Origin of the sequence: Micromonospora sonneratiae (genome assembly GCF_042679305.1) — a bacterium.
Taxonomy (GTDB): domain Bacteria; phylum Actinomycetota; class Actinomycetes; order Mycobacteriales; family Micromonosporaceae; genus Micromonospora_H; species Micromonospora_H sonneratiae.
In genome coordinates, this window is record NZ_JBHTMP010000030.1 from 1 (window position 1) to 19709 (window position 19709).

The window sequence follows — 19709 nt, forward strand, 5'->3', positions numbered from 1 at the left end:
GCCCCGGCCGGTCGCCCCGCCCGGCGACGGCCAGGCGGCGTTGTTCGACGCGCTGCCCGGTCCGCCGACCGTGGGGCTCGATGCGCTGGTACGCGTCTACGCCGACCAGCAGGACCGGATCGGGGCGATCGAGCAGGCCGGCCGGTTCCGACTGCTCACCGCAGCCGAGTCGGCCGGGGCACTGGTCGCCGTCGAGATGGCCGCCAGTGGACTGCCCTGGCGTGGCGACGTGCACGACGAGATCCTGCTCGACCTGTTGGGCGAGCCGTCGCCGGTGGGTGGGCCGCCGCGCCGGCTGGCCGACCTCGCCGTACGGATCGCCGAGGCGTTCGGCCTGCGGCAACTGCACGCCGACTCACCGGCCGAGGTGCTGCGCGCCTTCGCCCGCGCCGGGATCGAACTGCCCAACACCCGTAGCTGGGTGCTGCGCGAGGTGGATCATCCGGCGGTGCCGTTGCTGCTGGAGTACAAGGAGCTCTACCGCATCTGGACGGCGCATGGTTGGGCCTGGCGGGATGCCTGGGTCAGGGCCGGGCGGTTCCGGCCGGAGTACGTCCCCGGCGGGGTGGTCTCCGGCCGCTGGGCGACCCGGGGTGGCGGGGCGTTGCAGATTCCGAAGGTGATCCGGCGGGCGGTGGTGGCCGATCCGGGCTGGCGGTTCGTGGTGGCCGATGCCGGCCAGTTGGAGCCCCGGGTGCTGGCGGCCGTCTCCGGTGACGCCAGGCTGGCCGCCGCCGGCAGCACCGGTGATCTCTATGCGGCGCTGGCCAGGGACGCCTTCGGCGGTGACCGGGCCCGCGCCAAGCTGGCCCTGCTCGGGGCGATGTACGGCCAGACCGGTGGTGCCGCGATCCCGGCCCTCGCGGCCTTGCGTCGCAGCTACCCGGTCGCCTTCGACTACGTCGAGGCGGCTGCCCGTACCGGCGAGGGCGGTGGGCTGGTGCGTTCCTGGCTGGGGCGTACCTGCCCGCCGGCCTCGGTCGGATTCGGTGACCCGACCGGGGAGGGGGCCGACGTCGAGGTCGATGCGGCCAACGGGCCGTACGGGGCGCGGGCCAGGTCGGCGGCCCGGGCACGGGGTCGGTTCACCCGGAACTTCGTCATCCAGGCCACTGCCGCCGAGTGGGCGCTGGCGCTGCTGGCCACCCTGCGTGGGGTGCTGGCCGACAGCGCGGCGGAGCTGGTGTTCTTCCAGCACGACGAGGTCGTGGTGCACTGTCCCGAGGAGCAGGCCGAGCAGGTGGCCGGGCTGGTCACCGAGGCCGCCGTGCGCGCGGGCCGGCTGCTGTTCGGTGCCACCCAGGTGCGGTTTCCGCTCGACGTCTCGGTGGTCGACTGCTACGCCGATGCGACATAACGGACTAAATCGCTGCAATTGCCGACACCCCAGGCCGGAGCCGATCGTTGGGTCCGGTGTGCGTACGACGGGTTCGGCGCGACGCCTCCGCGTCCCGGACCGCGACCGGGACCGGACCGCGACCGCGACCGGGACCGGACCGCGACCGGGACCGGACCGGACCGGACCAGCCGGATCCGAACGCACCCTGTTCACCATCGGGCCGATCATCGGCCCGGTGGGGTGGTCCGACACCACGATGGGGGTGACACAACTGAGCCGCATTGCAGGAATGATCATCGCCGCGGGTGGGGGACGTCGCATCGGCGGCCCCGAGGCGTTGCTGCACCAGGGCGAGAAGCCACTGGTGAACCGGGTGCTGGGCACCATGCGCAAGGCTGGCTGCACACCACTCGTGGTGGTGCTCGGAGCTGCCGCCGACCAGGTGCGCCAGACCGCCGATCTGAGTGACGCGACCGTCGTCGTCAACCGGTCCTGGGGGACCGGCATCGGATCGTCGATGCGCAAGGGCCTCGACGCCCTCCGGGATCCGAGCATCGAGGCCGTCGTCGTGGTGCCGGTGGACATGCCGGGACTGAGTGTGGCGGCGATCCGACGGGTGACCGCGTTGCCCTATCCGGACGTACTGGTCTGCGCGACCTACGACGGGCTGCGTGGCTATCCGATGCTCTTCGGCCGGCGGCACTGGGCCGGCATCGCGACCCTGGCCAACGCAGACGTTGGGGCCCGGCCGTACCTGTTGGCCCACAAGAAGCAGATCGTCGACATCGCCTGTGACACGGTCGCCGACGGATGCCGGGTGGACACCCCCGAGTTGATGGCGCTGTGGGGGCTGAGCGTCCCGCCGCAGCGGGTCGGGGTGTGACCCGGGGCGCTAACGTGGCGTCGTGTCAGACACCGGGCTCATTCTCGTCGTCATCGTCTCCGTTGTGGTCGGTCTGCTGATCGGGGCCCTGTTCCGACGTCCCGGTCGGGACGTCAACCTCGTACCACCGGACCTGTCCGCCGGCCGGCCGGCGGCGGACCCGGCCGCTTCGGGAGTCGTGGCCGGTCAGGGCGTTCCTGCCGATCAGCGGACGCTGGCCGACGAGGTCGTGGCCCTGCTGCGGGCGGGTAGGAAGATCCAGGCGGTGAAGGTGGTCCGGGAGCGGACCGACCTGTCACTGCGGGAGGCGAAGGACGCCGTCGAGGAGATCGAACGGCACGGCCCGCAGGCGTCGTACGGGCTCGCGAAGATGCCGTCCCGGTCCGCCGACCGGCCCGGCAAGACGGCCCTGCCCCTACTGCCGCCCGACGTGGCGGACCAGGCACGGGTACTGGCGCAGCGGGGCCGGAAGATCGAAGCGATCAAGCTGGTGCGGCAGCACACCGGACTCGGCCTGCGAGAGGCCAAGGAAGCGGTGGAGCGGCTCTAACAGACTGCCTGTGCCGGCCGACGGACCCGGCTGGCACAGGCAGCGGCGGGCTCAGATTTCGATGTCGAACCGGCGCAGTACGGACGGGGCCAGCAACCCGGCCGCCGACAGTACCGACAGGGCGGTGAAGACGCTGCGCAGCACGAGCACCTCGACCTTGCCGCCGACCTTGACCGCGTACTTGTTCGGTATGCCGATCATGCGCCACATCCGCCGGCCGATCGGGATCGGCCAGAGGATCGGCACCCCGGCACTGGTCACCATGTCGCCGAGGATGTGCACGATGCAACCCACCCCGACCGCGAGGCCGAGCATCGGGTAACCCCGGTCGTCAGGCAGGTGCAGGTAGGTGAAGTAGGCCGCCACCAGGGACACGAGGGTGACGATCACCCAGCCGGCCCGCTTGGCCCACTCGTCGAACAGGCCACGCAGGGCCAAGCCGATCATGAAGAACAGGATGCCGATGACCGCCCACTTGCCGTACGCGGCGCACAGGGCCGTGGTGCCCCAGCCGACCAGCACGGTGAACGGGATGGTGTGGGTGAGCGTACGGTGTCCGTTGTTACGGTGTGGATCCTTGCTCAACTTCGTGGCGTGATAGACCCCGAGCGAGATCTTCTCCATCACCTCGGCGATGAACAGCGACACCACCCCGAAGGTACGGGCTACCGTCGCCCCGCCCTGGTTGCGTGTCACCTTGCCGGACAGGTCGAGATCGGGGAAGAGCGCCCCACCCGCGCAGACCGCGGTGCCGACAGCGATCATCAGTGGCGACTGCTCGTAGCCGGCAAAGTAGTCCAGCGCCAGGGATCCGGTAAGCCACACCGCGGCACCGGACAGCGCATGGGATGGCCCCATCATCGTCGTTCATCCTCCCCAAGATCTTTCCCGCAGGCTACGCCACTTTGTCAGAGTGGCCGGCTTCGGGCAATCAGCCACGCGTCCACAGTGGATGTCGGTGTCGTGACGCTGGGAAACCGCTCCTCCTCACGACGTCGTGGGCCGGAAACTCTGCCTGAGCATCGGCAGGTACGCACGATTGACCTGCCAGTCGAACTCCCTGGTCAGCCAGGACACGGCGTACGCACGGGTCGCGGAGGTGCTGAACAACAGGCGTACGGTGTGCACCGGCTCGCCCCGGGCACCGGTCCACCGGCATTCCCACTCCGCGCCGCCCCGGTAGAAGTCGATCGGCGTGATACCGATCTGCTGGTAGTCGGACATGCCGCCGCCAGCTCTGACCCGTCGCTCTTCGTCGTGCCAGTAACGGACGGCATCGTTCGCGTCGTCGGCCGGTGGTACGGATGCGTCGACACTCAGCACCCGGGCCCCCTCCGGTTCCTGGAAACAGGTGGTGGTCCCATCGGTGAAGCGCAACCAGCCAGCCGGCACCGCGATCCGGAACCCGCCCGCCGGATCCGTGTACCAGGTCCAGCCGGACACCAGGGCGAACCGCTCGCCGGGAGGAGGCGGTACGGAGGCGACCGGGGTGGCCGCAGCCGGGCCGGTCGGTGCCGTACAGGCGAACGGCCCGGGTCGACGGGCACTTGTCGTCGGCTGTCGGCCGGACGCAGTCGGATCGGGGCCGGGGCTGTCCCGGCCGCCGACCGTTCCAGCGGGGCGGTCCAGGTTGGCCGGGGTGCCGCCGTCGGCTGTGCCGTCCCGCTCCGTGCCGACGGGCGGCGTCGGGTCGTGCCACCCGCCGATGTGGACCGCCACGCCGAGCCCGAGGGCCAGGCCGGCGACCGGCATCAGGGCACCGGCGAGCCACCTCGTACCCCGGGACCGGCCCTGCGGTGACGGGCCGGTCGGCGGCGACGCGGTCACCGAGCCCGCTGTCCCGGTGGGTACCTCGTCCGTGGTGGCAGGCAGCTCTTCGAGATCCGGTACGCCATCGGCGAAGCTGGCCGAGAGTACGCGTAGCTCGTCGAACACGCTGATGCTGAGTGACCGGTGGCTGTCGGGACTGGTCGACACGTCAGGAACCGTCACTGAGGGTGGTCCGGTGGCCGGGCCGGACGGGGGCGGCCCGACGACTTCGCGCAGGAGACGTTCGACCTGGCCGGTGGCGAGGCGTCGCCGAGGGTCGCGGTGCAGCAGACCGGCCAGGACCGGCCGCAGCGGCCCGGCCAGTCGCATCGGATCCGGACCCTCGGTGGCCAGCGCGGTCAGGGTCGCCATAGCGGTGGGACGGGCATAGGGGGCGCGTCCCTCGACCGCGGTGTACAGGGTCGCCCCCAGCGACCAGAGGTCACTCTGCACGCTGGACGAGCCGTCAGCGGCTCGTTCGGGCGCGACGTACTGCGGGGAACCGAGCACCAGGCCGGGGCGGGTGGTGGCCCCGTCACCGCCGTCGAACTTGGCGAGTCCGAAGTCGGTGAGCACCACCCGGCCGTCGTCGGCTACCAGCACGTTGTGTGGCTTGACGTCGCGATGCAGCACCCCGGCGGAGTGCGCGGCGCGCAGCGCGGCGAGGACGGCCAACCCGATCTCAGCCGTACGCCGTGGCGGCAGTGGACCGGTGGAGGTGACAACCTGGTGCAGTGACCGGGATCGGACGTACTCCATGACGATCCACGACTTGTCGTCGGCATGCACCACGTCGTAGATCTGAACGACGTTCGGATGGCTGAGTCGGGCCGCCGTACGGGCCTCCCGTAGGGTCGCCAGATTCAGCTCGTCACGTTCGGATTCGGTCAGCCAGTCCGGTGGTCGGAGCTCCTTGACCGCGACATCGCGGTGCAGCATTTCGTCGCGGGCCAGCCAGACCCGTCCCATGCCACCGCTGCCGACCTGGTGTAGCAGCCGGTAACGCCTGGCGATCAGCACCTGGTGCACGGCCACGATCCCCCATCCGGCATACACGATAGTCAGTGGGGTGGTCAGTAAGGAAGCGCTCCGATTATCGCTTTCTGCATTGAAAGGTGTTATCGGTGCGGGAAAGGTCCATCGCGGTCGCCGAAGCGAACCCGGATTCGCGTTCCGGCCCGGTACGGCATCCGACCAGGTCGGACATCGTACGATTTGCTGATGGTGGGGTTCGCGCACGAGCACGGTGTGTGCGCGCCCATCGTCCCGGTCGCCTGCCTGACCTCGACGCCGGCCGAGGTCTTCACCATTCCGGGAACTGGCAACCCCGCCACTGGTACGCGAAACTGTCCACCGCCTGGTGGGAGTGCGACCTGCCCGGTCGTACGGAGTAGTCGAACTCGTCCGTCGCTCCCGTACGCCGCGCAGGTATCTTGGACCGGTGGCCAGCCGTCGTCACCGTGCGTGGGTGACGGTCCGGCGGGTGTCGAGCCACGCGATCAGGGCGGTGCGTACCCGGGGCGAACGTACGGCTTTCCCACGACGTCTGGCGCGTAGCTGGTCGACGAGCCACGCCGGGGCGGCGGCCTGCTCGATGGCCCGGGTCTTGTCGAGCAGCGCGCCGTTGCGCAACGCGTAGCGACCACGGGCCATCGAGGTGAGGCTGAGGTCCGCGACGACCGGGTTCAGCCACAGCCACGGCCGTCGGGCCGCCCAGGCCCAGTAACCGGTGAGTTCGGCCCGGGCCGCCTCACGTACGTCGTCATCGCTCATCGCCGGAAGGATGTCGTGCGGTGAGCGGCCGAAAACGGCGTATCCATGCCGTACCAGCTCGGCCCGGGTGATCCCGGAAAGAACACGATGGGTGAGTTGTCGGTGGGTCCATGTCGGATGCTTCGTGCGGCCGTCGAGGATCTGGGAATTGTCGACGTAGACGCATCCGAGGTCGAGGCCCGAGCCGACTCCGTCGTCAAGGTGACGGTGCAGGTCCGTGAGCACGGTCAGCCGAGCCGCATCGACCGGGTCGTCGACGATCGCGACCAGGTCGAGATCACTGATGCCGGGGACGTAGTCACCCGTTGCCAACGATCCCGCCACGAGTAGGTCGGTGACCCAGCCGAGCGCCGCCAGTCGGCTACCGAACTCCTCGACAACCGGCGGTGACGTCGCCATCATGGCAGCCTAGTGGGCTCCGGGCACCCGGACCAACGGCAGCCGACCGTCGATGCCACACACCGTCAGCCACTGGCTCTAGGCTCGGTTGGTGGTTCCATCGAGAAGGCTCGTGGAGCATCAACCATCAGGATCGTCGACGAAGGGGCTCGGCCAGGTGTCGCACATGGAGAAACTCGCGGGTGAGCTGGGTGCGTTGATGGCCGGGGTCGAGACCGCGCAGGAGCGGGCGGCTGCGGCTGACCGGCAGGCGCAGGAGGTGGCCGTACGGGCTGCCGGTGCGGGCTTCGCCGCGGTAGCGGCAGGCATGGTCCGGATACGGGATGCCATCTCGACCATCCAGAGCGGACTGGGTGGTCTCGCCGGCTCGATCGGTGAGGCGACGAAGGCCAGCGCTGCCGTGGCGCAGGGCGCGTCCCCGCAGGAGACGATCTCCGGGTTGCTGCCGGTGCAGGGGGCGGTGGACGGTGTCCGCGATGCGGCGGCCGGGACCATCACCCAGATCGGTCAGGCACAGCAGCTCGTGACGGTGGTCCTGCAGGGTGGGCAGCCGGGCCCGATGGTGCAGGCGTTGGAGGGGGTCAAACAGGTCGTGGTGCTGGTGGCGCAGCGTACGGGTGTCGCCCGCGAGAGCGTCGAAGCGGCGATCGCCGAGGCGAGGCGGTTGGGGTCGGCGGGAAACTAGCCGGGGCTGGCGGTCCGGTATCAACCAGCCCCACCCCTCTCGCCGACATCGGTTCCACCCCGACGGATCCCGCTGCGGGTGATGCTGCGCCCGCCGACCGTGATGCAGGGGTGCCGTGGACCAGACGTCCGACCGGTGTCCCCGGCGGCTCACCGACCGGACCACGAACCAGGATCTCGTTAAAGGACAAACCTCCACAACGGCGCGCACTGGAACTGGAGAACGAGTGCGCCGATACGGTAGCTGGCAGGGGATACCGACTCCACCAGAATCCCACAAGACAGGAGATCGCCGAAGCGCGTCTCGACACCGGAGACACTGGCGAACCGACAAGATCTCCGGATTACCTTATAGAGGGGCATGTCTTTGATTGCTATTCTCCCACTCCTGCTAAACAAGTTAGAGGTGTTTGGGATGAGGTCTCGAAAAAGGTCGATGAGGGGCAAGCTCAACGCGTGCAGATTGTGAAGCATGATTGAGAAAGGTTGTGGATGTGTCTATTGACTATCGGCTGACGCTTGCTGGGTCCGCTCCCCTCGAAGAGGTGGCAGAACTGGCTGGTTCGGACTTTGTCGAGAGGGGGACGCTGACCGGTAGGCGGATGCTCAGCGCTGATCTGTTCGAGAGCTGTGGATACGTTGTTGATATCACCGCCGGAAGTGATGGTTACTACGACGCTGAGGGTGATGGTGGCTCTTTGTGGGTATGGGAGCCTGAACGCTACGTTGACATCGACTTCCACATGCGAAAGGACGCGTTGGCGGAAATGGGCACCCCCAACATGTTGATGGCAGTTGCGAGGATTCTCGCCGGTTCGGCGGAGGATGCGGCGTTGGTGTTGAACGGCAACTGGCTGCTGCTGTCGCGGGTCGGCGGGATTCTCCGCAAGCACAACGTGGCTGACTGGTACGACGAGGAATACGACAAGATCCTTGGGCCGGTCTCGCCCGTATGAGCGATCAACTGTTGGCTGAGGCCCACCGATTCCTGGACTGGGCACGGGCCCAGGGAGCTGATCTGGACGGCACCGACGGGAGCGTCTGGTTCGTCGATCCGCAGGCCGACAACATCGGCTTCAAGTTCGCCGGGGCACTCGGTGACTTCGGTGAGCCCGAACGTGCGCGGGAGATGTACGCCCAGCTACAGAAGTACCACGAACTCGACGAACTTTGACGGTCAGTCGTCGCCCGGCTCGGCCCACCTCAGCCGTACTCAGGCGGTCCTCTTCTCACCGATCGGTACCGGGGCCAACGCCACAGGGGTTCCTCGAACGATCGCCACCGCGATCCGGCAGAACTCATCCATGTCGGGGGTGAAGTCCGGGGCGAGCTCGGACGGGAGCGCGAGTCGCGTCTCGGTCAGCAGTCGTCGGCAGACGTCCTCGACCGGCTCGCCCGAGTAGTCCGCGCGGACCAGATCGGTCGCTGACCGTAGGGCGAGGCGGAGCTGATCCTCCGATTGATCACGTACGTCCTGCCGGGCGGTTTCCGGCATGTTCCGGTCCAGCGAGATGGGCGAATCCGACATGTTTCTCCCTTCCTGGCAACCGTGGTCCTTCGTCGCCCCGGCGGGTTGAGCCCGGAGACGAGGGGTTCGGACCCGGATCAATCCGTGGTCGGTATGGCGGAAACTCGTACGAGATAGGACGTGTCCTCGGCGGGCTCCTCCCGGTAGGAGATGCGGTGGAGTTGCCGATCGTCGATGTAGAGAGCGACGTCGACGAGGACACCGAGATGCGTCATGCCCGTACTGGCCACCCGTCTCTTCTCCTGCAGCACGGCGCAGACGCCGCCGAGCACGGTGGAGGCGTCGGCCGTACGTTGTCCGGGTGGCCGGCGCAGGGTGACGTCGAGTTCGACCGGCCCGGTCAGTGGGGTCCAGCCACTGTGCTGAGCGGCCAGGCACGCGGCCTCGAGCAGGGTACGGACCCGGTTGGCCTGACGGTGCCCAGCAGCGAAGAGCGACAGTGCCTCGGTCTTGACCGGGGGTGGTCCGGTGACCTCGAACGACAGGGCGAGCGTGCGGGTGTCCGGCACGGCGGCACCTCCTCGTTGATGACGATCCTGCCGAACGGATCGCCGGGACGGGGCGTGTTTCGCCGATCAGCCACGCCGATCAGCGACACACCGGTCCGGGAGCGTGTCGGCATCGGTGGCGACGTGCTGTGAACTCAAGACCTCGACAACCGTAACTGACTCGCCGGCCTGCGGTACATGCCAAGTTCCGGCTGGCCGTGCGGTCGTGAAAGCCTCCCGCGTCCGGCTGCCCGTACCGCGGTTGAGCTGCGGAGATGTTGCTCCGGCGGGCACGGTTGGGCAGATTTCCGAGACCGGGGAAGGTTTGTCGCCCCGATCGACGGGTAGTCGCGGAGGCTTGTACCACCCGGGGCGGTGATTGTGATCGTTTGCGGCGGTACAAGGCCCGTACGAGATGGATGAGGGGACAGCTGATGGACGGCCGTACCAAGGCAGCGGTGATCTACTACAGCGCGACCGGAATCACCTACCAGATGGCCCGCGCCGCGGTCGATGGTGCCGAACAGGCCGGTGCCGAGGTGCGGCTGCGCAAGGTGCGCGAGCTGGCACCGGAGGAGGCGATCCGGTCGAATTCCGGCTGGCACGCCCACCGCCTGGAGACCCAGGACGTGATGGAGGTGGAACTGGACGACCTGACCTGGGCCGACGTGGTGATCTTCGGAACGCCCACCCGGTACGGCGTGATGTCCGCCCAGCTCAAGCAGTTCATCGACACCAGCGGGCCGCTGTGGAGCCAGGGTCTGCTGGCCAACAAGGTCTACTCCGGCTTCTGCTCGACCGCCACCCGCAACGGCGGTCAGGAGGCGACCCTGCTCTCCATGTTCAACGTCTTCTACCACTGGGGCGGCGTCGTGGTCACCCCCGGCTACGTGGACCCGAGCCAGTTCATCGCGGGCAACCCGTACGGCGCTTCGCACACCAGCAACAATGGCGAGACGATCCCCGACGACATCGCGTTGTCGGCGACGGCACTGACCGCCCGGCGGGCGGTGCAGATCGGCACCGCGCTGCGCCAGGGACTGGCGGCCGGCTGAGCCAGCCGTACGCGCTGACGGGGACCGGTGACCCGGGGAGGGTGGGTGCCGGTCCCCGCCAGCGCCGGCGCAGTCGCGGCGGGGGCGGTGCGGACTACGTCAACGTGGCGACGTGGTCGAGGCTGGCAGCAACTGGGGCAGCAGATCGGCCAGGACCAGCATGCCGTCCTGACTGAGTACCGATTCGGGGTGGAACTGCACGCCCGCGAAGGTCGGGCCGCGCAGGGCGTGCACGGTTCCGTCGACAGTGTCCCGGGCCAGCCGTACCGGGCCGTGGGCCGTGACGATCTCGTCGGTGTCGCCCAGGGCGGTGAACGTGGAGTAGAAACCGACCCGGCGGACCACCCCGAACAGGTCGATGTCGTGCTGCACCCCCTGGTAGGGCCGGTCCCGCCGGTGCAGACGCAGTCCGAGCAGCCCGGACAACAGTTGATGTCCCAGACAGATGGCGAGGGTGGGCCGGCCGTCGGCCAGCAGCTCGCTGAGCAGACCACGTAGCGCGGCCATCTTCGGGTCGTCCGGAAGGGTCGGGTCACCCGGCCCCGGTCCGACCACGGTCAGGTCGAAGCCGGCGGCGTCGCCGACCTCGTGCCAGAGCCGGAGCTCGGTGTCCAGGCCGAGCGCGCGGAGTTGATGCGTCAGCATCCCGGTGAAGGTGTCCTCGCCATCGATGATCAGCACCCGTCGGCCGGCCAGCGCCGGTACGGTCGTGTCCCCATCCGTACGCTGCTCCAACCAGAACCGGGCCAGCCGGTCGTTCCGGCTGGCCAGTGCGGACCGGACCGCCGGATCGTCGGCGAGGCGGGTGGCCGGCGCGCCCGAACGTACCGGTGCCCCGGTCGTCCGGACCCCGAGCGCGGCCAGCACCCCGGCCGCCTTGGCGTGGGTCTCGGCCACCTCACCTGCGGCGGTGGAGTGCCGTACCAGGGTCGCGCCGACCGATACCCGCAGTTCCCCGGCGGGCGAGATCTCCGCGGTACGGATCAGGATGGGCGCGTCGAGGGTCTGCCGGCCCTCCCCGTCCCGGCCGAGCAGGGCCAGCACCCCTGAGTAGTAGCGCCGGCCGGTCCGTTCGTGGCGGGCGATCACCCGGCAGGCGTTCTCCATCGGGCTGCCGGTGACGGTGGGGGCGAACATGGTCTCGCGCAGGACCTCGCGTACGTCCAGCGAGCCCCGCCCGGCCAGCAGGTACTCGGTGTGCGTCAGATGGGACATCTCCTTGAGGTACGGGCCGATCACCTGCCCACCCCGCTCCGCCACCGTCGCCATCATCTTCAGTTCCTCGTCGAGCACCATGTACAGCTCGTCGATCTCCTTCGGGTCGGCCAGGAAGCGCAGCAACGCCTCCCGGTCGGCAGGCCCGTCGGGATGCCGGAACGTGCCGCTGATCGGGTTCATCATCACCAGGCCGTCCTCGACGCTGACGTGCCGCTCCGGCGTGGCCCCGATCAGCGTGCGGTTGCCGGTGTGCACCAGGAACGTCCAGTAGGCGCCCCGCTCGCCGGTGATCAGCCGGCGTAGGGCGGACAGCACCGTGGCCAGCACCGGCCCGACCAGCTGTGCCCGGAAGGTGCGATGGATGACGAAGTTGGCCCCCGCCCCGTGCCCGATCTCGTCCCGGAGCACCCGTCCGACGATCTCGGCGTACTCCTGGTCGGAGATGTCGAAGTCCCCGCCCTCGGTGCGTACCGGCAGGTCGGGCAGGACGGCGAGGGCGTCGTCCAGCCGGATCAGCTCGTGGTTGTCGATGGTCAGGCACTCCAGCGGGGTGCCGTCGTCGATGTGGGCGAACCCCCGTTCGGCGACCTGTCGGAATGGCACCAGGGCCAGGGTTCCCGGGCGGCCCGGGGCGTCGGGCACGGGAACGTCGGCCAACCGGTCGACGGTGTGGGTCGTACCGGTGAAGACCTCGAGGTGGGCCGCACCCTCGCGACGGAGCAGGGCGAACGGGCCGGGGTCGGTGCCTTCACCCAGCATGGTGATCAGGCGGTGCAGCAGCGTCATGATCTCGTTTCCTCGCTCGGTCCGGGGGCCGTCCGGGTCGGAGAGGGGCCGGAATCCGTGGGGAAACGCTGACGGCCGCCTCACTGGGCGGCCGCGTGGGAGAGTTACGCGCGATGGTTGGCCGCCGCAGGGGCGGACCACCAGGAATTCAATCGCGCGAGCACCCCTCCACCCTACGGCGGCTGGGCCACCGTAGGTAGCCCGGGGCGCCGATCGTCCACCTGTTGGACGCCGTTCCGCGACCCCCCGGCGGGACGAGGCCGGACGATCGACCCGATGCCCGTGCTGACCTGGTCGTGGACCGGTGTTTCTACGGTACGGTGTGCCGGGATGAACATTCTCGCCCTCGACCTCGGGACCTCCTCGGTGCGTGGACTGGTCCTCGACGCCGACGCGGTGCCCCGGCCCGGTGCCCTGGCCCGCCGTCGGGTGACCGTGCTGGCCACGGCCGAGGGAGCCGCGACCCTGGACGGGCCCGGCTATCTCACCGCGCTGATCGAGTGCCTCGACGAGTTGGCCGCGGCCGGTCACCTGGACGACGTCGGACTGGTCGCCACCGCCGCGCAGTGGCACTCCGTGGTGCCGTTGGGTGCCGGTGGTGCGCCACTCGGCCCGGTGCTGACGTGGCTGGACACCCGCCCCGAGCCGTTGCCGGGAGCCACCGGCCCCGCCGATCCGGTCACCTTCCACCAGCGCACCGGCACCTGGTGGCACCGGTTCTACTGGAGTGTCCGGTTGCCCTGGTTGCGGGCCCGCTCCGGAGGCGTCTCGGCGCGGTTCGCCGGGCTGGTGGAGTACGTCTTCAGCCGGTTGCTCGACGAGGCACCGATGTCGGTGTCCCAGGCGTCCGGCACCGGGCTGCTCGACATCCGTACCCTCGAGTGGGACGCCGAGGCGTGCGAGCTGGCCGGCGTACGCCCGGGCGAGCTGTTGCCGCTGGCCCCGCAGGGCTGGACCGGCCGGCTGCGACCCGATCTTGCCCGGCGCTGGCCCGCACTACGGGCCGCCACCTGGGCGCCCCCGATCGGTGATGGTGCCGCCTCCAACGTCGGAGCCGGCTGCGTCGACCCCAGCCGGGCGGCGGTCACGGTGGGGACGTCGGCAGCGGTACGGCTGGCCCAGCGGATACCGGCCGGTGAACCCCTGCCGCCGCTACCGGACCGGTTGTGGCGCTACCGGGTGGACCGGGACTACGTCGTCACCGGGACCGCCTATTCGGCCGGGGGCAACCTGTTCGCCTGGGCGAACCGGGAACTGCGCCTGCCGCAGGGGCCGGCGCTGGATGCGGCGCTGGCCGCCCGGGTGCCCGGCAGCGGCACACCGGCCGACGTCCGGCTCGGTGGCGACCGGCCGCCCGGACTGGCCCCGGCCGGCTGCGGCCAGTTCACCGGCGTCAGTTTCGGCACCACTGCGGTGGACCTGTTGGCCGGCCTGATGAGCGCGCTGTCCTATCAGGTCGCTGCGGATCTGGCCCACATCGAATCTACTGTGGAGCATCCGGTCGAGGTCGTCCTCGGAGGCGGAGCCATCGCGGCGTCCTCGTGGTGGCGGCGTACCTTCGCCGTGGCGCTGGCCCCCCGCGAGGTCCAGCATGTGCCCAACCCGGAAATCGGCGCGACCGGTGCGGCGCTGGTGGCGATCGGTCGAATCGATGCCACGGCCGGCCCGGACCCCATCGGCCGGACGGACGATCAAGAGTTGGAGGCAACGACAGAAGAGCCGCCTCCACAGTATCCTGCCTGAGTCGAACCGAAGGCCGGGCCATCGGCGGCGATGCCGTTTCTGATTTGGGCAGACGCCTTGGAGGCATGGTGAGTGCTGGCCCGGACCAACCCCACGATGAGACGTCGGACCAGCGCCGACGTCGTCTCGATGTCCGGGTCGTGACCCATCGGCGACGCTCACCGCTTCGCCTTCGCGACTGGCGGATGCGGACCAAGCTCGCCGCTGTCCTGATCATTCCCTCCGTGGCGTTCCTGGTGCTCGCCGGGATACAGACCAGCACGTTGGCCGGGCAGAGCAACCGGTTGAGCGAGTTCGCCGAGCAGGTCGAGATCGGCCGTCCGATCACGACGCTGGTGCACGAACTGCAACAGGAACGGGCCCGGACCGCCGGGGAGCTCGCTGGACTACGGTTCGCCCTGCCGGGTCGGGCCGACTCCGGAGCCGCGGTCGCCGCGCTCAACCCGCTGTACGCGGTGACCGACCAGGCGATCACCCAGTTCCGTACCGCCGCGGAACCGCTGTTGAACGCCGACGTGTCGTGGCGGGTGGCCTACTCCCGGGCCGACGAGGCGCTCAACCTGCTGTCCGATGTCCGTGCCGCGGTGCCGGCCGTCATGCTCAGCACCGAGACCGTGCTCGGTAACTACAACCGGGCGATCGACGCGTTGCTGTCCCTGTTGGCTGAGCCGTCGCCCGGCCTCGAACAGCCGGAACTCACCGAGGCGGTGCTGCGGTACGTGCAGTTCGCCCGGTCCAAGGAGGTCGGCTCCCGGATCCGGGCGCAGCTCTACAGCGCCGGTCGGGCCCGCGCCTACGGCCCGGAGGACCAGATCAACCTCACCGACCTACGGGCCCAGCAGCTTGCCGCGTTGGCCGAGTTCCGGATGGCGGCGACCCGGGAGCAGATCCGCCGGTACGAGGAGATCTCGGTCCGGTCGGACTTCCTGTCGGCGCTGCGGATGGAGGAGAGCACGATCCCCTCCGATGCCGCCGAGCCGGCGGTGTTGGACCCGGCGACCTGGTGGTTGGCCAGCGAGCAGCGGGCCGACCTGCTCCGCGAGGTCGAGGCTGACGTACTGACCGACGCGATCGATCAGGCGGACGCCCGCAGCGTCGCCCAGTTGCGGGAAACCCTGCTGGTTGCGGGCGCGGTGCTGACCGTGCTGCTCTGCGCCGTGCTGGCCTCGGTCATGATCGGCCGATCCATTGCCCAGTCGTTGAAGATGCTGCGGAGCCAGGCCCTACGGGTTGCGCAGGTCGAGTTGCCCGATGCGCTGGAACGACTGCGTCGGGTGGACTCCGGGGTGTCCAGTATCGAGGTGCCACCGGCCGACCTGCGGTCCATGGACGAGGTCGGTGAGGTGGCCGAGGCGTTCGTCGCGGTGCACCGCAGTGCGGTTTCAGTCGCCGTCGAGATGGCCATGATGCGCCGAAACGTCAACGCCATGTTCGTCAATCTTGCCCGGCGTAGCCAGGTGCTGGTCGAGCGTCAGTTGGAGCTGCTCGACGACCTGGAACGGGAAGAAGAGGATCCCGACCAGCTGGACAACCTGTTCAAGATCGATCATCTGGCGGCCCGGATGCGGCGCAACGACCAGAGCCTTCTGGTGCTGGCCGGCTCCGATCCGGTACGGCGGCGGAGCCGGCCGGTCCCGCTCTCCACCGTCATGCTGGCCGCCACCGCCGAGATCGAGCAGTATCAGCGTGTCCGGCATGCCAGCAGCGGAAACCTCCACGTCGTCGGCCACGCGGCTGCCGACCTCGTCCACCTGTTGGCCGAACTGTTGGAGAACGCCTCGGCATTCTCGCCACCGGACACGCTCGTACGGATCTCCGGGCATGCGCACGGGCGGGACCGGGCGATCGTCGAGATCACCGACGAGGGCCTGGGCATGAGCCCGGCCGCCCTGGCGGAGGCCAACCAACTGCTGGAGTCCCCACCTGCGGCGAGCGTGGCGGCCTCCGAGCGGATGGGTCTGTTCGTGGTCAGCCACCTGGCCGCCCGGCAGGACGTACGGGTGCAGTTGCGGGCCGCCGGACGTGGCGTGACCGCAGCCGTGTGGCTGCCCGCCGCGATGCTGGCCCCGGCCGACCAGCAGGACCCGGACCATCAGCCACCCCGGCGGGTGCTGGCCGCGTTGGCCGGAACACCCGATGGGGAGCAGTCGACCGGTGCGGTCGGGGCGGCCGTGCGAGGCGCCGCTGCCAGCCGTCCGGCCTCCGGTGGTCCGCCTGCGTCGGAACTGCCGGTGGCCGGGCGGGCCCCGACTACCGCCGTACCGTCCGCACCCGCGTCGGTGCGATGGACCGTGCCGGTACGGGCCGAGGACATCCTTCCCCCGGCCTCCGGTACCGCCACCACCGGCAGCACCTGGTGGTCGCGGCAGGGGAACCGTCCCGCCTCGGGCCCGGGGCAGCGCACCGGTGCGGTGTCGGCTGGTGGTGCGGCGTCGGCTGGTGGCGCGGCGTCGGCTGGTGGCGCGGCGTCGGCTGGTGGCGCGGCGGCGGAGCGTTCGGACGGCCCAGCGGCGAATCCGGTCGGACCGGACCGGGCGGTAGCGTCGGCACCGGTGCGGGCCGGTGGCGTCAACGCCAGGGGGCTGCCGGTACGCGTACCGATGGCCCAGTTGCCGATGGTGACCCAGTCGGCGACCCCACCCGTGCCCGTACAGCGGGAGGATCCTGACCCGGAGGCCGTGGGCGGCATGCTGTCCCGGTTCTACGGTGGGTTACGTCGAGCGGAAGCCGAAGATTCCACCGAGATAGTCGTGCCGCCACCCGGCGCACGCATCGAGAAGGAGTGACAGTGAAGACGCTCAGCCAAGAGGCGCGGGACCTGAGCTGGTTGGTCAACGCGTTCACCGAGCGGGTGCCCGGTGTGTCCCACGCCATCGTGGTCTCGTCCGACGGGTTGCTGGTCGCGATCTCCGACCATCTGCCCCGGGACCACGCGGACAAGCTGTCCGCAGTGACCTCCGGCCTGATGAGCATCACCGCGGGTGCGGCCCAGATGTTCGATGGTGACGTGGTCAAGCAGACCGTGGTGGAGATGGGGCGGGGGTACTTCCTCGTCATGCAGATCCGGGACGGGTCGATCCTCGCCACCCTGGCCGGCAGCGACGCGGACATCGGCGTGGTCGGCTACGAGATGGCCCGGTTGGCCAAGCAGGCCGGCGAGATGCTGACCCCGGCGCTGCGGGCCGAGTTGCAGCAGGCGTTGCCCCGCTGACCGGGCCGCCGGACGGCCCGACCTCGTGCCGATAGGTGCCGGATGCGCCGGGACACCTATCGGCACGAGGTCAGGCGATTGGCGTCAACCAGTGGTCAGACGGTGTCGTTGGCGATGACCCGGCGGTACCAGTGCGCGCTGCGCTTCAGGATCCGCTGCTGGGTGGCGTAGTCCACGTAGATCAGTCCCCACCGTTCGGCGTACCCCTGGTCCCACTCGAAGTTGTCCATCAGCGACCAGACGTGGTAGCTCTCGAGCGGCACCCCGTCGGCGATGGCCCGATGGGCCGCCGCGAAGTGGTCGCGTAGGAAGCTGATCCGGCTCGGGTCGTCGACCGTGCCGTCCTCGTCGACCACGTCGGGGGTGGGCAACCCGTTCTCGGTGATCGTCAGCGGCACCCTGCCGTAGTCCCGGGTGACCCGGGTGAGGATGTCGTACATCCCGTCCGGGAAGATCTGTTGCCAGCTGGCCTGCGAAGTGGGCCACCGGTTCTCGGTGTCGCCGTCGCGGGTGACGTAGTACGGCGTGTAGTACTGCACGGCCAGCAGATCCACGGGAGTGGAGATGACGGCCAGGTCGCCGTCCCGGATGCCCTGCACCATCCGGCTCTGCGGACCCAGATCGTCGAGTACGTCGTCCGGGTAGCGGCCCTTGAAGATCGAGTCCAGGTAGAGGCGGTTCTCGTAGCCGTCGTACAGCCGGGTGGCCGATCGGGCCTCGGCGCTGTCGTCAGCGGGGTAACAGGGGTGCAGGTTCAGTGCGGCACCGATCCGGCCGGGGATGCCGGCCGCCCGGAACGCCTGCACGCCGAGCCCGTGGGCGAGTTGGAGGTGGTGTGCCACCAGGTAGGCCGCTGGCCGGTCCTTCTTCCCGGGTGCGTGGTGTCCGTGCAGGTAGCCGTTCTGTACCACGGTCTTGGGCTCGTTGACGGTGAGCCAGGTGGGGACGTCGGTGCCGAGTCCCTGGAACACCGCATCGGCGTACTCGGCGAACCGGTATGCCACCTCGCGTGACTCCCAGCCGCCGACGTCCTGGAGGGCCTGGGGGAGGTCCCAGTGGTAGAGGGTGGCCATCGGGGCGATGCCGCGTTCGTGCAGCCCGGCCACCAGGCGACGGTAGAAGTCCAGGCCACGCTGGTTGGGTTTGCCGGTGCCGTCGGCCTGGATCCGGGGCCAGGAGATGGAGAAGCGGTACGTCCGCAGCCCCAGGTCCTTCATCAGGTCGAGGTCCGCCAGGTAGCGGTGGTAGTGGTCGGCGGCGACGTCGCCGGTGTCACCGCCGTGGACCCGACCGGGGGTGTGGCTGAACGTGTCCCAGATGGATTCACCGCGACCGTCGTCCTTGGCCGCCCCCTCGATCTGGTACGCCGAGGTGGCCGCACCCCAGCCGAAGCCGTCGGGGAAGCGCAGTCCGAGCGGTGTCTCGGGTTCCGGTTCGCCACCGGGCCCTGAGCCGTCACCAGTCCCGGCGTCGTGGCCGGTTCCGGCGTCGCCACCGGTGCCGGAGTCGCAGCTGGCGAGGGCGCCAGCCCCGCCGCTGATCGCGGCCTTCGTGATCATCCGCGGTTCTGCGGCAGCGGTTGCGGACAGTGCGGCACGGCGGAGCAGATGCCGCCGGGTCAGTACGGACATGTGGCTTGTCTCCTCGTAAGTGGACGGTCATCCACGGCTGCGGCTTGTCCGACCGACCCGGGCGCGTCCGTCCCGCCGGAGGACGAGGCCTCCGCGGTGCGGAACCGGGCGGGCCGGGAGCGCTCCCACGTCTAGGGTAGCGGTAGCCTGTAGCGAACGCCGATTCCCTTGGTTGGCTAAGGGTTTTAGCGTGGGGACGGGGAGGGCAACCCCGTCCCCACCGTGGATGACGCGCACGCCGGAGCGGATTCAGGTGTCCAGTCGTGCGTGTCTGCGGGAGCCGGGCCACGCGAGTGGCTCTGGTGCCACCTCCTTTCACGGACGGTGGGTCGGTGGGTGGCGGGGTCCGGGCTGGTCCCGCCGCCCACCGTACGGCTGATCGATGGTGCAGCGTCCTGGTTGGAGCGCGGCACCAGACCTTCGTCGGAAGGCCGCTGTCGCCTTCATGGGAAGGCCACTGTCGATGGAAGCGCTCCCATCGACGGCGGTGTCTGGACTGTAGTCGGTGTCACGCTTTTGTGAAAGGTCTGGAACGTCGCCGAAACATTTAATCGGCCGGTATCGCATCTCGGATCGCGTCGAGGTTGCTGCGGGAGCGCTCCCATGGCACAC

The 19709-nt window shown here is 69.5% G+C and carries 17 protein-coding genes and 1 pseudogene; 11 read left to right on the forward strand and 7 right to left on the reverse strand.

What is annotated here, in order from left to right:
- From ACFQ4H_RS19540 to ACFQ4H_RS19550, 3 genes are all read left to right on the forward strand, one after another.
- The coding region (locus ACFQ4H_RS19540) for a bifunctional 3'-5' exonuclease/DNA polymerase (protein ID WP_377572436.1) at window positions 1-1357 on the forward strand (1357 nt) is incomplete at its 5' end.
- A 271-nt stretch (window positions 1358-1628) separates the two neighbouring features.
- Entirely contained in the window at window positions 1629-2222 is a 594-nt protein-coding gene (locus tag ACFQ4H_RS19545) for a nucleotidyltransferase family protein (protein ID WP_377572493.1), read from the forward strand.
- Window positions 2223-2244: 22 nt separating this feature from the next.
- The gene (locus tag ACFQ4H_RS19550) at window positions 2245-2772 is read left to right on the forward strand and encodes a ribosomal protein L7/L12 (RefSeq protein ID WP_377572437.1); all 528 of its coding nucleotides are present in this window, start codon (window positions 2245-2247) and stop codon (window positions 2770-2772) included.
- Between the two features lie 51 nt (window positions 2773-2823).
- Here the strand turns inward: ACFQ4H_RS19550 and ACFQ4H_RS19555 are convergent, their stop codons facing one another.
- The 3 genes from ACFQ4H_RS19555 to ACFQ4H_RS19565 form a co-directional block, all read right to left on the reverse strand.
- Window positions 2824-3633: a metal-dependent hydrolase gene (locus ACFQ4H_RS19555; protein ID WP_377572438.1), complete on the reverse strand. Its 810-nt coding sequence runs from the start codon at window positions 3631-3633 to the stop codon at window positions 2824-2826.
- Between the two features lie 126 nt (window positions 3634-3759).
- Window positions 3760-5616 (reverse strand): serine/threonine-protein kinase, encoded by a 1857-nt coding sequence (locus tag ACFQ4H_RS19560; RefSeq protein ID WP_449289027.1) that lies wholly within the window; start codon window positions 5614-5616, stop codon window positions 3760-3762.
- 420 nt (window positions 5617-6036) lie between these two features.
- The gene (locus ACFQ4H_RS19565) at window positions 6037-6753 is read right to left on the reverse strand and encodes a nucleotidyltransferase domain-containing protein (protein WP_377572440.1); all 717 of its coding nucleotides are present in this window, start codon (window positions 6751-6753) and stop codon (window positions 6037-6039) included.
- Between the two features lie 157 nt (window positions 6754-6910).
- Between ACFQ4H_RS19565 and ACFQ4H_RS19570 the strand changes: the two genes are divergently transcribed.
- From ACFQ4H_RS19570 to ACFQ4H_RS19585, 4 genes and pseudogenes are all read left to right on the forward strand, one after another.
- On the forward strand, window positions 6911-7438 hold the full coding sequence (locus tag ACFQ4H_RS19570) for a DUF6244 family protein (protein WP_377572494.1): 528 nt from the start codon (window positions 6911-6913) through the stop codon (window positions 7436-7438).
- Window positions 7439-7611: 173 nt separating this feature from the next.
- Window positions 7612-7896: pseudogene (locus tag ACFQ4H_RS19575) on the forward strand (CdiA C-terminal domain-containing protein); the annotation flags it as partial.
- Between the two features lie 35 nt (window positions 7897-7931).
- A complete protein-coding gene (locus ACFQ4H_RS19580; RefSeq protein ID WP_377572441.1) occupies window positions 7932-8393 on the forward strand; it encodes a SitI3 family protein in 462 nt (153 codons plus the stop codon).
- Window positions 8390-8611, forward strand: a complete 222-nt coding sequence (locus ACFQ4H_RS19585) for a hypothetical protein (protein WP_377572442.1) — start codon at window positions 8390-8392, stop codon at window positions 8609-8611. Before ACFQ4H_RS19580 ends, ACFQ4H_RS19585 begins: the two co-directional genes overlap by 4 nt.
- 39 nt (window positions 8612-8650) lie before the next feature.
- Here ACFQ4H_RS19585 and ACFQ4H_RS19590 read toward each other — a convergent pair whose 3' ends face one another.
- On the reverse strand, window positions 8651-8932 hold the full coding sequence (locus ACFQ4H_RS19590; protein ID WP_377572495.1) for a hypothetical protein: 282 nt from the start codon (window positions 8930-8932) through the stop codon (window positions 8651-8653).
- Window positions 8933-9042: 110 nt separating this feature from the next.
- Window positions 9043-9474 carry a RusA family crossover junction endodeoxyribonuclease gene (locus ACFQ4H_RS19595; RefSeq protein ID WP_377572443.1) on the reverse strand — a complete coding sequence of 144 codons (432 nt, stop codon included), beginning with the start codon at window positions 9472-9474 and terminating at the stop codon, window positions 9043-9045.
- Between the two features lie 413 nt (window positions 9475-9887).
- On the opposite strand from ACFQ4H_RS19595, the gene wrbA reads away from it, so the two are divergent.
- Window positions 9888-10508, forward strand: coding sequence for an NAD(P)H:quinone oxidoreductase (wrbA, locus tag ACFQ4H_RS19600; RefSeq protein ID WP_377572444.1), 621 nt, complete (start codon window positions 9888-9890; stop codon window positions 10506-10508).
- A gap of 99 nt (window positions 10509-10607) precedes the next feature.
- On the opposite strand, the gene ACFQ4H_RS19605 is transcribed toward wrbA, so the two are convergent.
- Window positions 10608-12512, reverse strand: coding sequence for a chorismate-binding protein (locus tag ACFQ4H_RS19605; RefSeq protein ID WP_377572445.1), 1905 nt, complete (start codon window positions 12510-12512; stop codon window positions 10608-10610).
- A 330-nt stretch (window positions 12513-12842) separates the two neighbouring features.
- On the opposite strand from ACFQ4H_RS19605, the gene ACFQ4H_RS19610 reads away from it, so the two are divergent.
- The 3 genes from ACFQ4H_RS19610 (at window position 12843) to ACFQ4H_RS19620 (ending at window position 17466) form a co-directional block, all read left to right on the forward strand.
- Window positions 12843-14255, forward strand: a complete 1413-nt coding sequence (locus ACFQ4H_RS19610) for an FGGY family carbohydrate kinase (protein WP_377572446.1) — start codon at window positions 12843-12845, stop codon at window positions 14253-14255.
- A gap of 185 nt (window positions 14256-14440) precedes the next feature.
- Complete coding sequence (locus tag ACFQ4H_RS19615; RefSeq protein WP_377572447.1) at window positions 14441-17041, forward strand: nitrate- and nitrite sensing domain-containing protein; 2601 nt, start codon at window positions 14441-14443, stop codon at window positions 17039-17041.
- Between the two features lie 2 nt (window positions 17042-17043).
- Window positions 17044-17466, forward strand: a complete 423-nt coding sequence (locus ACFQ4H_RS19620) for a roadblock/LC7 domain-containing protein (protein ID WP_377572448.1) — start codon at window positions 17044-17046, stop codon at window positions 17464-17466.
- 95 nt (window positions 17467-17561) lie between these two features.
- Here ACFQ4H_RS19620 and ACFQ4H_RS19625 read toward each other — a convergent pair whose 3' ends face one another.
- Entirely contained in the window at window positions 17562-19097 is a 1536-nt protein-coding gene (locus tag ACFQ4H_RS19625) for a GH1 family beta-glucosidase (protein WP_377572449.1), read from the reverse strand.
- Window positions 19098-19709 lie beyond the last annotated feature (612 nt).

Coding starts and splice junctions, on each gene's coding strand:
- ACFQ4H_RS19565 (WP_377572440.1), bottom strand. CDS start 6,753: ATGGCGACGTCACCGCCGGTTGTCGAGGAGTTCGGTAGCCGACTGGCG.
- ACFQ4H_RS19625 (WP_377572449.1), bottom strand. CDS start 19,097: ATGTCCGTACTGACCCGGCGGCATCTGCTCCGCCGTGCCGCACTGTCC.
- ACFQ4H_RS19545 (WP_377572493.1), top strand. CDS start 1,629: ATGATCATCGCCGCGGGTGGGGGACGTCGCATCGGCGGCCCCGAGGCG.
- ACFQ4H_RS19555 (WP_377572438.1), bottom strand. CDS start 3,633: ATGATGGGGCCATCCCATGCGCTGTCCGGTGCCGCGGTGTGGCTTACC.
- ACFQ4H_RS19605 (WP_377572445.1), bottom strand. CDS start 12,512: ATGACGCTGCTGCACCGCCTGATCACCATGCTGGGTGAAGGCACCGAC.
- ACFQ4H_RS19615 (WP_377572447.1), top strand. CDS start 14,441: ATGCGGACCAAGCTCGCCGCTGTCCTGATCATTCCCTCCGTGGCGTTC.
- ACFQ4H_RS19585 (WP_377572442.1), top strand. CDS start 8,390: ATGAGCGATCAACTGTTGGCTGAGGCCCACCGATTCCTGGACTGGGCA.
- wrbA (WP_377572444.1), top strand. CDS start 9,888: ATGGACGGCCGTACCAAGGCAGCGGTGATCTACTACAGCGCGACCGGA.
- ACFQ4H_RS19590 (WP_377572495.1), bottom strand. CDS start 8,932: ATGCCGGAAACCGCCCGGCAGGACGTACGTGATCAATCGGAGGATCAG.
- ACFQ4H_RS19610 (WP_377572446.1), top strand. CDS start 12,843: ATGAACATTCTCGCCCTCGACCTCGGGACCTCCTCGGTGCGTGGACTG.